This is a genomic window from Aquimarina megaterium XH134 (assembly GCF_000520975.1).
Taxonomy (GTDB): Bacteria; Bacteroidota; Bacteroidia; order Flavobacteriales; family Flavobacteriaceae; genus Aquimarina; species Aquimarina megaterium.
This window is the reverse complement of record NZ_JACB01000015.1, coordinates 25,552-39,938: the sequence shown is the minus strand read 5'-3', so window position 1 is coordinate 39,938 and position 14,387 is coordinate 25,552. Positions and strand designations below refer to the sequence as shown.

Annotated in this window: 13 protein-coding genes; 10 read left to right on the top strand and 3 right to left on the bottom strand. The window is 33.2% G+C overall.

Going from position 1 to position 14,387, the window contains the following annotated elements; translation table 11 throughout:
- Positions 1-3 precede the first annotated feature (3 nt).
- The gene (locus tag Z053_RS0110535; RefSeq protein ID WP_025664978.1) at positions 4-996 is read left to right on the top strand and encodes a DUF6695 family protein; all 993 of its coding nucleotides are present in this window, start codon (positions 4-6) and stop codon (positions 994-996) included.
- Here the strand turns inward: Z053_RS0110535 and apaG are convergent.
- The 3 genes from apaG to Z053_RS0110520 all read right to left on the bottom strand — a co-directional run bounded on the left by apaG (position 989) and on the right by Z053_RS0110520 (position 3,874).
- Positions 989-1,375 (bottom strand): Co2+/Mg2+ efflux protein ApaG, encoded by a 387-nt coding sequence (apaG, locus tag Z053_RS0110530; protein ID WP_025664977.1) that lies wholly within the window; start codon positions 1,373-1,375, stop codon positions 989-991. The two genes, Z053_RS0110535 and apaG, sit on opposite strands and share 8 nt — an antisense overlap.
- 1 nt (position 1,376) lies before the next feature.
- Positions 1,377-2,531 carry a DUF3667 domain-containing protein gene (locus Z053_RS0110525; protein WP_025664976.1) on the bottom strand — a complete coding sequence of 385 codons (1,155 nt, stop codon included), beginning with the start codon at positions 2,529-2,531 and terminating at the stop codon, positions 1,377-1,379.
- 74 nt (positions 2,532-2,605) lie between these two features.
- Positions 2,606-3,874 (bottom strand): type IX secretion system plug protein, encoded by a 1,269-nt coding sequence (locus Z053_RS0110520; protein WP_025664975.1) that lies wholly within the window; start codon positions 3,872-3,874, stop codon positions 2,606-2,608.
- Between the two features lie 189 nt (positions 3,875-4,063).
- On the opposite strand from Z053_RS0110520, the gene Z053_RS0110515 reads away from it, so the two are divergent.
- The 9 genes from Z053_RS0110515 (at position 4,064) to Z053_RS0110475 (ending at position 14,372) form a co-directional block, all read left to right on the top strand.
- The gene (locus tag Z053_RS0110515; protein WP_025664974.1) at positions 4,064-5,419 is read left to right on the top strand and encodes a Na(+)-translocating NADH-quinone reductase subunit A; all 1,356 of its coding nucleotides are present in this window, start codon (positions 4,064-4,066) and stop codon (positions 5,417-5,419) included.
- A 4-nt stretch (positions 5,420-5,423) separates the two neighbouring features.
- Positions 5,424-6,650, top strand: a complete 1,227-nt coding sequence (locus tag Z053_RS0110510) for an NADH:ubiquinone reductase (Na(+)-transporting) subunit B (RefSeq protein ID WP_025664973.1) — start codon at positions 5,424-5,426, stop codon at positions 6,648-6,650.
- A 3-nt stretch (positions 6,651-6,653) separates the two neighbouring features.
- Entirely contained in the window at positions 6,654-7,409 is a 756-nt protein-coding gene (locus tag Z053_RS0110505) for a Na(+)-translocating NADH-quinone reductase subunit C (protein ID WP_025664972.1), read from the top strand.
- Between the two features lie 3 nt (positions 7,410-7,412).
- Entirely contained in the window at positions 7,413-8,105 is a 693-nt protein-coding gene (locus Z053_RS0110500) for an NADH:ubiquinone reductase (Na(+)-transporting) subunit D (RefSeq protein WP_051476030.1), read from the top strand.
- Between the two features lie 11 nt (positions 8,106-8,116).
- The gene (gene nqrE, locus Z053_RS0110495) at positions 8,117-8,833 is read left to right on the top strand and encodes an NADH:ubiquinone reductase (Na(+)-transporting) subunit E (protein ID WP_025664970.1); all 717 of its coding nucleotides are present in this window, start codon (positions 8,117-8,119) and stop codon (positions 8,831-8,833) included.
- Between the two features lie 2 nt (positions 8,834-8,835).
- Positions 8,836-10,143, top strand: coding sequence for an NADH:ubiquinone reductase (Na(+)-transporting) subunit F (gene nqrF, locus Z053_RS0110490; RefSeq protein ID WP_025664969.1), 1,308 nt, complete (start codon positions 8,836-8,838; stop codon positions 10,141-10,143).
- 198 nt (positions 10,144-10,341) lie between these two features.
- The gene (locus Z053_RS0110485) at positions 10,342-11,112 is read left to right on the top strand and encodes a LytR/AlgR family response regulator transcription factor (RefSeq protein WP_025664968.1); all 771 of its coding nucleotides are present in this window, start codon (positions 10,342-10,344) and stop codon (positions 11,110-11,112) included.
- Positions 11,113-11,204: 92 nt separating this feature from the next.
- Positions 11,205-13,424, top strand: a complete 2,220-nt coding sequence (locus Z053_RS0110480) for a DUF5916 domain-containing protein (RefSeq protein ID WP_025664967.1) — start codon at positions 11,205-11,207, stop codon at positions 13,422-13,424.
- A gap of 69 nt (positions 13,425-13,493) precedes the next feature.
- Positions 13,494-14,372: a DUF4846 domain-containing protein gene (locus tag Z053_RS0110475; protein ID WP_025664966.1), complete on the top strand. Its 879-nt coding sequence runs from the start codon at positions 13,494-13,496 to the stop codon at positions 14,370-14,372.
- The last annotated feature ends 15 nt before the right edge of the window (positions 14,373-14,387 follow it).

Sequence of the window (14,387 nt, the reverse complement as noted above, 5' to 3'; positions counted from 1 at the left end):
AAATTGAATTATACAGGTAAAATAATTTCACTTGCTTATCCTGATACATTTGTAAAACACTCAGATGAACCTTCGACCAAAGTACTTTTGGCACTGGGATTAGGAAAACATAGTTATATTAAAGCCGGGCACGCTGCTTTTGTTCTTATTGAAAATAAAACAGGCCAGGCCGAATACTATGATTTTGGAAGATATATTACTCCACAAGGGTATGGCAGGGTAAGAAGTGCTGTTACCGATGTAGAATTGGCTATTCCGTTTAAAGCTATTATTACACCTGAGAAAAAATTAGGTAACGTAGAGGAGTTTTTGCTTTGGTTAGAAGCGAATCCTGATAAGACACATGGTGATGGCCGATTAGTTGCATCGGTATGTGACTATATTTATTATGAGGAGGCAAGAGATTATGTGTTGTCTGTTCAAGAGAAAGGAAGTATTCCTTATAAAGCTTTTGGAAAAGAAGGAAGCAATTGTTCTCGAATTGTTACCGATACGATTTTGGCAAGTACAGATTATGCTAAAATCAGAAAGCCATTATTACGTAATAAACTATTTACACCTAGTCCTCTGGGAAATGTAGAAAAAGCAGCCATAGGTAATCCGATTTATCAAGTAGAACAAGGGAAGTTGCATGTGTATCCGGGATCTGTTTTTAAAGAAAATCTCACTAATTATTTTGATAAAAATATACCCGAAACCAAACATAATCAAACTGTAAGACCAAAAGAGGTTTTGAAAAATGCTCATTTTCTTTCGGGTACAGGTAGTAGTGCGTATTTTATATTAAACAAATCTTTAGAAAAAGATCTGTTCGAGATTAGGAGATATACCGAATATGGTAAAGAAGATTTTAAGGGGCTCTTTGCTGTTGCAGAAGGGTATTTTAATATCTTAAAGAGTTATAGTTTTGTGTATGATTCTAATTGTAAGTACTGTCATGTAGAGCAAAACGGAAAGAAGATCAGGTTCGAATTGGTAAAGAGAATTGCTAATTAAGTGCAAAAGGTGCGCTTAATTTGAAACCAGGGATCATGACCTTAAATTTTCTGGTAGATGTAAAATTAACCATATTGTAGTGCCCTTTCATTGCTCCAAAAGGAGAACTAAGTAAGCAACCACTATTATATGTATGGGACTCACCAGGTTTTAAAACTGGCTTTTTACCAATTACACCTTCACCTTCTACAATCTCAGTATTATTTAAAGCATCTTTGATTTCCCAGAAACGGGAAGTGAGTTGTACAGAATCTTTACTTTGATTTTCTATTGTAATTCGATAACCAAAGGCAAAGTGAATCTTATAGTTCTTATAGAACGTACCTTCAAAAGTTGTATCCACCGAAATTTTTATTCCTCTGGTAATTTGCTGTACCATATCAAAATATAAACACAGATCCTATTATTGTTAATACAGAACCGATTCCTGCTAAGATAAAAAATAATACATTCACAAGCAGAAATTTAACAATTGTTTTGATTCTTCCTTGGTTATAAAATTTCCGCATAGCTTTATATAGATAAAATAAGAAAACAAGCATTGCAATCCCAAAAAGAGCATTAATGTTGGTGATTTTGGCAATCAAAATTGAAAAACCTATGACGATAAAAAACATGGTTTGAGTGTGAAATATAAATACAAGATGCTCCATGTAATTAAAAGGTCTTCTAATGTATATGAGCCAAATGCTTAAGGCAAAAAAGGGAAGAAAGAAGAATATGATGAAAGGTAATTTATTAAATATAAATTCAAAGAATTCTTGTCCATAGTTTTCCTCTATTGATTTGGTTTTTAGAACTCTATGGTAGATGTATTTGTTAAATTGATTTCTTTCGTGTTTTAGTTCTGATAAAGCTCTATAGGTAGATTTCTCTTCTGTTTTGTCATAATAATCTTCATACATCGACCATAGTTTAAAGCCTCTTTTAAAAAAACCAATACTATCAATCTGTTCTTGTGAATAATAGGTAACTTCTTCTGGTTTGGTCAAGCTGTCATTTAGTAAAGGAAACCCCTCAACTTTTAGAATTCCTTCACTAATTTTTTCTTTATCTGATTTAGAAATACCATTAGTAGCTAATATTTGATCATTAATTTTATGTTTTAATGAATCATCCATTTTGATGCTTTTTTTGATTTCGGTAATAGCATCTTTTCCAACGTTGACTTTGCCTTCAACTTCTGTCCTAAAACCATCAAAATCAATAAATAAACCGTTAATGATAAAAAAGATAATAGAAACACTAAGGTAAAACCGAAATGGGTTAGCATATTTTACTCTTTTACCTTGGGTGTATTCTTTAGAGATTTTTCCAGGCTTAAAAAGTAATGCAATAATAGTGTGTCTTAAACGAGAATCATAAGAAAAAATACTTGCAAAAAACTCATTAAAAAAATCCTTAAGTGATAATCTTTTTTTGGTGTTAATTTGCCCGCAATTATGACAATATCGATCAATAACATCTAATGGTACACCGCAGTTAAGACATTCGCTACCGCGATACTCTTTTAAGAATCTTCCCGTTTCTTTCATTTTTAGTTGATAGTTTCCTTACGGGACTAAAATAGTAGTATTTTATTACAATCTAAAAAATGAATGTACTTATATTAATTTGTGATGTTAGCTGAGTTTCCTGTTCCTTTTCCGATAACCCTATCATAGCGTGCTCCGGGAGCTCTGTAATAAGGTAGTACAGTATACTCATTTTCAGTTTCATCAAAATTACCACTAATAAAACCTGGATCTATAGTTCCGTCTGGTCTTAAGAGGACATATTTGTAATTATAAAATCCTTGTTTAAAAATGCTTTTGTTGAAGTATCCGCCACTTTCTTTATCATATTGAAGAAGTGTTGATTCATCAAGAGTATAGTTGTTGAAATTGCCATAAAGATGAATTTCTCCTCCTTCCAGAGGTTCGTAGCATTCTAATGAAAAATGCATCCACACATAATCTGCTTCGACATTATTATTTTCGGCATCCAGGTTTCTGATCACAAAATTACCATTGATATCGGGGTTGTATGTGTATCTTCGATTAGCTCTAACTCGATTAGAGTACAGGTAGTTGTGGTAGATGTCTTTTAGTTCTATGCCTCGTGTGCTTACTGTAGATGCTCTAATGTCTTTACTGTCAAAAAATAAAAATTCATTTCCTCCCCAAAAACTAGACTCCTGATCATATTTGTATACTAGACTATTAGCAATGGTGAATTGAGGAACCAAATTGGTAATTGCATTTTTGAGATCGTTATTTTGCATCACCAAAGTTTTTACTGTTTTTCGAGGATTTCTTAAAATTTCGTTTGGTGAGTTTATTTCGAATTGAACAGATTGTTTGGTATCTATGTGTTTGAGATCTCTAGATCTTTTTGTGTATACTTTTACAGATGTTAAGGGTTCATAGACAATAAATTTTCTAGAGAATACAACTTCGTCATCTTCATCGTATATTTCTATAAGGTAGTTTCCGCTTACTTTAAGCCTTCTGGTATCCTCGTTTGGAATGCTTAAGGTGTAATGGCTATACATTTGTAATGTATTAAAAGAATTCTCATAGTTTACAATTCTAATTTCATCAAAACCGTCCAGATATTCATTTTTATATAAAGAAGAAGGTGTCCAATCAAAGTTATAATGACTTATTCTATAATAATAATCAGATTCATCGCCATTAATATCATCAAAAGTGATTCTAAAAGGATCTCCAAGTTTAAGTATAGGTATTCCAGAGAATTCTGCGCCTGTTAGTAGCTGGATTGTTTTAATGTGATCGGCAGTATTGACTTCGTTTACAGTAGATTGACCAAGAAAGGTGTAAGGAGCAACAATGTGCAGTAGTAGAAATAGTAAGGATGGTTTAAATCTTTGTGACATCATATAAAGAATTGCGGGTATAAATATAAGCAAAATGTGTGCCTAAAGAATAAAGAGTGTTTTTTTAAGTCGCAGATCACTATTTAGAAGCATTATAAATAATATCTTATAACAAAACCAGCTTTCACTTACGTGTTTTAATTAGTAAATTTGCACGATTTTTTTAGTTAATTAACATAGACTACAAATATGTCAAAAGACATTCGTATCAGAAAAGGCTTAGACATTAAGCTTGTTGGCGAAGCAGAAAAAGTTACTGTAGATGCCATAAGAAGTAATGTTTACGCAATTAGGCCTGACGATTTTCACGGTATAGTACCAAAGGTTGTTGCTAAACAAGGTACAGAAGTTAAAGCCGGCGAACCACTTTTTTATTCAAAATCTAATGAAAAAATGCTTTTTCCTTCTCCTGTAAGTGGAGAGGTAATAGAGATTGTGCGTGGTGCCAAAAGAAAGATTTTAGCTTTTAAGATTCTTGGAGACAAGGAACAGAAACATGCAGACTTTGGTGTAAAGGATGTGAATTCTATGAGTGGGGACGATATTAAAACCCACCTTTTAGAATCAGGTTGCTGGCCATTTATTAAACAACGCCCCTATGATGTAATCGCTAATCCTGATGTAGCTCCAAAAGCTATTTTTATTTCAGGATATACAACTGCTCCTTTGGCAGCAGATAGTGATTATGTATTAGAAGGAAAAGAAAAAGAACTTCAGGCTGCAGTTACTGCTTTAAGCAAATTAACTGAAGGCAAAGTGCATATTTCTGTTGGTAAAAATGGAAATTCACCACTATCTGGCCTAGAGAATAGTACAATTCATAATGTTTCGGGGCCTCACCCTGCAGGAAATGTGAGTGTACAAATAGCCAAAATAGATCCTATTAACAAAGGAGAAACAGTTTGGGTAGTAAATCCACAAGATCTAATCGTTATTGGAGAATTGTTATTAACTGGGAAATTTAATGCAGAAAGAACAATAGCTTTGGTTGGTTCGTCTGTTAAAACTCCTAAATATTTTAAAACCAAGATTGGGGCAGAGGTGTCATCAGTAGTATATGCTTCTGGAGTACACGATGAAGGAAATATAAGGGTGATTAGTGGAGATGTACTTACCGGAGAAAATGTAAAGCCAGATGGTTACCTTGGATATTTTCATAATACCATAACAGTTATTCCCGAAGGAGACGATTATGAACTTTTTGGATGGAATAAACCTATTTTCAATAAGATTTCACCTTCTAGAGCACTTACTTTTTCATGGTTGTTTCCTAACAAAAAGTACGAGCTTACCACCAATACAAATGGTGAACACAGAGCTTTTGTAGTTACAGGAAATTATGAAAATGTATTTCCGCTAGATATTTATCCGCTACAATTACTTAAAGCATGTGTGGTAAATGACTTAGATGCAATGGAACAATTAGGAATGTATGAGGTAGCTCCAGAAGATTTTGCTCTTACAGAGTTTATATGTGTTTCTAAACAACCACATCAACAAATTATAAGAGAAGGGTTAGACCTAATGTTAAAAGAAATAGGATAGTGCTATGGGATTAAAAGATAAATTACATAAACTAAAACTTAAGTATAAAGACAAAAAGATTGCCCCTGCATTTAATGCAATCCATACGTTTTTATATTTACCTAATGAGACCACACATTCTGGTGCTCATGTTCGTGGTGCAGATGATTTGAAACGTACCATGAATACTGTAATCATGGCTTTAGTACCATGTTTGATATTTGGAATGTTTAATGCTGGATATCAGCATCACTTAGCAGCAGGAGAGATAGAAGCCGTAACTAATGGTTTTTTTAGTTCAGGGTTTTGGTCCTTGGATAACCTAACAGTAGGATTATGGAAAGTATTACCACTAGTAATTATTTCTTATGGGGTAGGACTTGCAGTAGAAATTTTGTTTGCGGTTATTAAAAAGCATGAAGTAGAAGAAGGATACCTTGTAACAGGGATGTTAGTTCCTTTAATTGTACCGGTAGATACTCCATTATGGATGTTAGCCGTTGCGGTTATTTTTGGAGTTGTGATTGGTAAAGAAGTATTTGGAGGAACAGGGATGAATATTCTAAACCCTGCTCTTACCATTAGAGCATTCTTATTCTTTGCATACCCAACCTGGATGTCGGGTGATAAGGTATGGGTTCATGGAGCTGTAGAAAGAGCTAACGAAATAGCTGGAGGAGCAGAACTTGATGCTATGTCTGGAGAAACTGTTTTAGGTGCTTTGGCTCAAGGAAAAGAACTTACCTATTCAGTTTCGGATATGTTTTTAGGATTTATACCAGGTTCGGTAGGAGAGACCTCCGCAATATTAATTTTATTGGCCGGATTATTCTTAATCTTTACCAAGATAGGAAGCTGGAGAATTATGGTGAGTGCCGTATTAGGTGCTTTAGTAATGGGATTAATCTTTAATGGAGTGGTAAGTGCAGAATGGATTAATGAAGGAAGTAAGTTTTATAGCCTTATGAGTACAGAATTCTGGCATCATTTAATTATTGGTGGATTTGCTTTTGGGGTTGTTTTTATGGCAACTGATCCAGTAACAGCATCGCAAACCAATAAAGGAAAATGGATCTATGGATTTCTTATCGGATTTATCTCAATACTTATTCGAGTATTTAATCCAGCATATCCAGAAGGAGTAATGCTTGCTATTTTATTAATGAATGTATTTGCTCCAACTATTGATCACTATGTGGTTCAAGGAAATATCAAGAAAAGAATGAAACGTTTAAAACTAAAAACGGCGTAGATCATGGCAATTAATACAGATAAAAATTCATATACAATCATATTTGCCATTGCAATGGTGGTTGTGGTTGGTTCTTTATTAGCATTTACTGCATCTTCATTGAAAGGAAGAATAGATGCTAATAAACGTACAGAAAAACAGCAGAATATTCTATTTGCTATGGGAGTTGCAGATACCGAAGATCCTAATGAGTTTGTACCTGCAGAAAAAGCTCAGGAATTATTTGATAAGTATGTAGGTAATGAACAATATATTATTACTGGTAGTACAGCTCAAAAAACAGATAATGCATTTGATATTGAAGTAAAAAAGGAAAATGATAAAGTAAAGCAGGATCCTAATTATGAAAGAAAAATGCCTTTGTTTATTGGTAAAAAAGATGGCCAGGAGTATTACGTAGTTCCGATGAGAGGTAATGGATTATGGGATGCAATTTGGGGGTATGTTTCTTTGGATAAAGAATTTAAAACCGTTAAAGGAGCATTTTTTGACCATAAAGGAGAAACTCCGGGATTGGGAGCTAATATTAAAGAAGCATATTTTAGAGATGATTTTATAGGAGAAAGTATATTAGATGCATCAGGAAACTATAAAGGAATTACTGTGAAAAAAGGAAATGCAGATCCTAAAAATGAAGATAAAAGTGATAATGAAGTAGATGCCATGGCAGGAGCAACAATAACAGGAGATGGTGTTACAGCAATGGTAAAGAAGGGAATAAAGATGTATCAACCTTATTTCGAAACTTTAAAAAAATAACAAATGGCTGAAGTAACAGAAGAAAAAGTTAAAGTAAAAGAGCCTAAAGAGCCTTTGTTTTCAAAGAAAAACAAGAAATTACTAACAGACCCTCTTGCCGATAATAACCCAATTACTATTCAGGTATTAGGGATATGTTCTGCTTTGGCGATTACTGCACAATTGAAACCTTCAATTGTAATGGCAATTTCGGTAATCTTTGTATTAGGAATAGGTAATGTGGTTATTTCTTTGATGAGAAATATCATCCCTTCAAAAATTAGAATTATTGTTCAGTTAGTAGTAGTGGCAGCTTTGGTGATCATAGTAGATCAAGTCCTTAAAGCATTTGCCTATACCTTAAGTAAAGAACTTTCTGTATTTATAGGATTGATTATTACCAATTGTATTATCATGGGACGTTTTGAAGCATTTGCTTTGGGTAACGGGCCCTGGAAATCTTTTCTTGATGGAATTGGTAATGCAGCCGGTTATGGAGTGCTATTGATTATAGTAGCTTTCTTTAGAGAGTTATTAGGGTCGGGTACCTTGTTTGGAGCTAAAGTATTAGGAGATCCTATAGAAAAAACAGGATTATATGCTTTGGGATATGAAAATAATGGATTTATGGTATTGGCCCCAATGGCATTAATTACAGTAGGGATCATTATTTGGATTCAAAGAAGTAGAAATAAAGCATTAATAGAAGATCATTAAAATAAAGAGACATGGAATATTTAGAATTATTTTTAAAATCGATCTTCATAGATAATATGGTATTTGCATTCTTCTTAGGAATGTGTTCATACCTTGCTGTATCTAAAAAAGTGTCTACTGCGGTAGGACTGGGTGCTGCAGTAATATTTGTATTGGCAATTACAGTCCCATTAAACTTTTTATTAGATAAGTATATTCTTAGAGAAGGTGCTCTAGTATGGTTAGGACCAGAATATGCTGATTATGACTTAAGTTTTTTAACCTTTATATTGTTTATTGCTACGATTGCAACTATGGTACAATTGGTAGAAATAATAGTTGAGAAATTTTCACCATCATTATATAATTCTTTGGGTATATTTTTACCGTTAATTGCAGTAAACTGTGCAATTCTTGGAGGATCATTATTTATGCAACAAAAAGAATTTGCAACGATTTCCCATGCAGCCGTATATGGTATAGGATCTGGTATAGGATGGTTTTTAGCTATTCTTGCTATCGCAGCAATCCGTGAAAAAATTAGATACTCTAATGTACCAGCTCCTTTACGAGGATTAGGAATTACATTTATTCTTACAGGATTAATGGCAATTGGTTTTATGAGTTTCGGAGGAATGTTAACAGGAGGAGATGAAGAAGAAAAGAAAGAACCTAAAGCTGTTCAGGTTGAAAAAAAAGAGACTACAAAAGAAGTAGCCGAAAATACTAACGTTACAATACTTAAATAATTATGATATTTTTAGCATCTACCGTTGGAACAATAGCGATAACCATTATTTCATTTTTGGTTCTTATCCTGGTGTTGGTAGGAATTTTATTATTTGCAAAAGATAAGTTACTACCATCTGGACCTGTAAAGATTACCATTAATGGTGAAAAAGAAATTGAAGTAGCTTCGGGAGGTACATTACTATCAACTTTAGGAGCTCAAAAAATATTTTTACCATCTGCATGTGGTGGTGGTGGAACCTGTATCCAGTGCGAATGTCACGTACTAGAAGGTGGAGGAGAAGCGTTGCCAACAGAAACTCCGCATTTCTCTCGTAAAGAGTTACAACATGGAGCACGTTTAGCTTGCCAGGTTAAGGTAAAACAAAATATGAATATCGAAGTTCCGGAAGAAGTATTCGGAATTAAGAAATGGGAAGCTGAGGTTGTACGTAATTATAATGTAGCGTCTTTTATCAAAGAATTTGTAGTTCGTATTCCAGAGGATATGGGATATAAAGCAGGAGGATATATTCAGATTGAAATTCCACAATGTGAGATTAAATATTCAGATATAGATATCACTGCTCACCCAGAAGAACATGAAACTCCAGATAAGTTTCAGGCAGAATGGGATAAATTTGGTCTATGGCCATTAGTGATGAAGAATGATGAAACTGTAGAGCGTGCTTATTCTATGGCTTCTTATCCTGCAGAAGGAAGAGAGATTATGCTTAATGTACGTATTGCTACGCCACCGTGGGATCGATCTAAAAATGGATGGATGGATGTTAATCCAGGAGTAGCTTCATCTTATATCTTTGCTCAAAAACCTGGAGATAAAGTAGTGATTTCAGGACCTTATGGAGAATTCTTTATAAATGAATCTGAATCAGAGATGCTTTACGTTGGTGGAGGAGCAGGTATGGCGCCAATGCGTTCTCACTTGTATCACTTATTTAAAACCTTAAAAACAGGTCGTAAAGTAACATATTGGTACGGTGGTCGTTCTAAACGAGAATTGTTCTACTTAGATCATTTCTATGACTTAGAGAAAAACTTCCCGAACTTTAAATTCTACCTTGCGTTATCAGAACCATTAGAAGAAGATAATTGGAAAGTTAAAAGTGATATCGATGCTGAAGGAGATGGATTTGTTGGGTTTATACATAACTGTGTAATCGATAACTACCTAAATCATCATGAATCTCCAGAAGATATAGAACTATACTTCTGTGGGCCACCATTAATGAATAAGGCAGTACAGAAAATGGGAGAAGATTTTGGTATCCCAGACGAACATATTAGGTTCGATGATTTTGGAGGTTAAGGATAATCTTTCAGATATAATATAAATAAGAAACCGATACTTTTAAGTATCGGTTTTTTTGTAGAAATATATAACAGCTCCTGTCAAAAAATTATATATGTATATTTATTTTCCTCGATAGCAAAAGATAATTTTAACCTTTTGTTGAATCATGATACTCAGATTATTAATATTTTTATAAACTAAATGTTTGTTATAATGAGGTCAAGGATTACTTTAATTTCGGCTTTTTCAATAGTAAACCTGTTAATAGGAAGGTTATTTCAGGAAAGCCTGCAAATTATTTGTTTTTCAGAACTTATTGCTGTTGCAGTTTCCAGCTTTATATTTTGGAATCTAGCTATGCTTCAAATCAAACGTACGATTCGATATTGGAATGTATTTACAACTCCTAAGCATATATTAGCCCATAGTGGCATGGCAATTTTTACAAGTGTTTTAAATATAGTAATAAGCCAGGCTTTAATTTTATTTTTGATGCTATATGTATATCAATGTACTTCGCCAAGCTTCAGTTTTATAAATGCAAGCTTAACCAATAATATAGCTTTAAATCTTCTGTGTTATTTTTCATTGGTGTTTTATAGTATGCAGAGAAATCTTAAAAAAGATACTCCTATAGAAAGTAATGTGCCAACGCCATCTAATTCGAATAATAACTTTGTAAGCTTAACTTATGGAAATACAAAAAAGATCATTCCGATCGAGGATATAAAATTTATAGAGGCATCGAATAATTGTATAGTTTTTAATACTAATGAAGGGAAATTTGTTAGATATCAAAGCCTGAAATCATTTTTACACGAGTATAATGGTGCTGATTTTAAACGAGTACATCGATCATATGCGGTAAACATTAAGTATGTTAACTGTATTCAAAAAAATAAAAATGGAGATGGCGTTATTACACTTACAGATAATAAAAAAATTAAACTTAGTAGAACGTACCGATCATCGTTGGTGATGTAGTTAACTCCTCTTTTTACCCCTTTATCGCCTCATATTACCCCTTTTCTTTTTTTAAACTAATATGCATATCAGATGTTTGTTAAAAAATAAGCATGATAAGAATTGCATTAATATGTTGTAGCATTTTATGTTGCTCACATTTTTTTGGCCAGGAAAATACAGAAATCATAATCAAAAAAACGAATAGTAAAATCATATTAGATGGGTATGTTAATGATGAAGAATGGAAAGGAAATCACACTTTTTTATTTCATGAGTTTACTCCAAATTGGAATCAAAAGGACAGCTTAACGACGGTACAAATAACTTTTGATGATAGTTTTATATATTTAGGAGTACATGCTAAAGAACCAGAACCAGATAAAATAATTAATAGAAATTTACTTAGAGATGGATGGTATGGTGACGATTTTATTGCTTTTGGAATAGACCCTAATCAAACCAAAAAGAATGCTTTGGTATTTAGTATATATCCCTCTGGTAGTCGGTACGATATGGCTATCTCTAATGATGGAATTCCTTTGGGAGACTCTACATTTAATCCGTCTTATGACATGATATGGGAAGGGAAGACTCAAATTACAGAAAAAGGCTGGTCTGCAGAGTATAAGATTCCTATTTCAAATTTAAGATTTGTAAAAAAAGAAAATCAAATAAAAGCAGGAATATCTATAGTTAGAACACAGAATCACCGTAATAGAAGTATGAGAATATTACCATTGCCGCCACAAAATATTCCAAATGCTACAGAAACACCATCGTTGTACCAACCCATAGTTTTTGATAACCTACACCCAAGAAAACAATTGCAAATAACACCCTACGCGTTAGGTTCTGTTGGAAGTTCTTACAATTTTGATACTAATGAATATCGAAAACAAAATGATAATAACATAGAAGCAGGTATTGATTTACGGTATGGTATTACACCAAAACTTACTTTAGATATTAGTGTTAATACAGATTTTGCTCAAGTAGAAATTGATGATCAAATCGTTAATATTAATGATAGAGTAAATGTTTTTTTGCCAGAAAAACGAAGGTTTTTCCAAGAACAAGCTGGGTTGTTTGATTTTAATGCCGGTGTACTGTCACAATTGTTTTATAGCAGAACTATAGGTATCAATAGCGGAAGGTTAACTCCGATTATCGGAGGAGTACGGTTAACAGGGCAGGTTAGAAACGCTGATGTTGGATTTCTTTCGTTACAGACAGAGGGAGTAAATTTGGGTGATGAAGGTAGTGTATCATCAGAAAATTTTAGCGTATTACGACTCAGGAATAAAGTGCTTAATGATAAATCTTTTGTTGGTTTTATGGCTACCAATCGTTTGAGAAAGGATTATTTTAATACGGCAATAGGTTTTGATGGCGTATTTAGCTTGCCCAAAAGTCTATATTTTATTCCATCAGTATCGACTACTGTCGAGAAAGACACTAATGATTATGATTTGGCCGAAAATTCTAGAGTTTCATTAGTATTAGATAAACGCAAACAAGATGGATTGTTTTATAGAGCAGCATATGAGTTTTCTGGTAAGCAATATAATCCGGGAATGGGGTTTTTATTACGAGAAAAACACCATAATCTTTATGGGAGTTTAAATTATGGAAATTACAATAGTAATAAAGATGAAGCTTTGTTTCAGTATACCAGATGGACTCTGATGAATTCAGATTTATATTATACCACAGATTTTTCAAGGGTTATTACATGGTATAACAGAAGTTTTTGGACAGGAAGACTATTTAATGGAGATAGTTTTACTGTTTTTGGGCAAGTACAGTATGAAAATTTAGAAAAACCTATACGTTTCACAAGTACACTCGAAGCTCCTATTGGGGATTATATGTTTTATTATTTTGGAGCTTCCTACTCCCCGGGAAACCGCCGTAATATTCAATTTCCTGTTGCTATAGAATACGGTACGTTTTATGAGGGAACCAACTTGAAATTAGAAATCAAACCAACTATAAATTTTGGGAAACATTTTAATATTGAATCTTCCTGGAAAGCAAATCATATCGTATTTGATAAACAAAATACAGAAGAATGGATACATGTTATGCAGACAAAACTTAATTGGGCATACAATCTTCATCTTTCGGGTAGTATAATAGGCCAATATAATTCGGTTTCTGATCAATTATTAACAAGCGCTCGATTGCGTTACAATGTTAAGGATGGTCATGATATATATCTGGTCTATAATCAAGATTACAACATAGACAGGCAGTTAACGACTCCAAATTTGCCAGAATACAATAATCAGATATTTACCATTAAATATTTATATACCTTTTTTAAATAAATTATTTCACTGTAAATGGGTATAAGCAATTATACTGGTTTTTTTATTTTTGAGTATAAATGAGGTTTTATGAAGAAGTATATAGTATCTCTGGTTGTAATCATTGTTTTAATATTGGTATTTAAGAATACATCAAAAGGAAAAATGGTAACCAATCATGTAAAAGGCATCGTTACAGATGTAGTTACAAAAACAAGTTATATTAATAGTAAAGGAGATTCTATCTCAACTCGGGTTATGATTCCTGATGGGTATAAGAGAACAGAATATATGTCAGGCTCTTTTCAGGAATATTTACGTCACTATCCGTTAAAATCTTATGGAAGCAAGATTATAAATTATGATGATAGCGAATATTTTGCGCAACATTGGCACGAAGCAATTCTAGAAGTCCCTGTTCCTTCAAATGGATTACAACAATGTGCAGATGCACTGATGAGAATTCGATCAGAATATTTGTGGGGGCAAAACAGAAAAGATGAAATAGGGTTTAATTTTACCTCGGGTCATTATTGTTCGTGGCGTAAATATGCACAAGGATATCGCCCAAAAATAAATGGCAACAAAGTAACGTTTCATAAAACGGCATCCCCCAATGATTCTAAAGCTAATTTTTATAAATATTTAAATCTTATATATACTTATGCAGGAACTCTATCGATGCATAACGAACTACAAAAAATATCAGTAAAAGATATACAAATTGGTGATATGCTTGTCAAACCTGGTTCTCCAGGGCATATTGAAATCATAGTAGATGAAATCATAAATGATCAAGGAGATAAGATGTATCTTCTGGCTCAGGGAAATACACCAGCTCAGAATGTATGCCTGCTTAAAAACTTTGAAGATACTGCAATCTCTCCATGGTATAAGTTTGACGAAAACCAGCCTGTCTATACACCGAGTTATTATTTTGGAAAAGCACAATTTATTAGGTTTAAGTAAATGTTTCAATGTAAA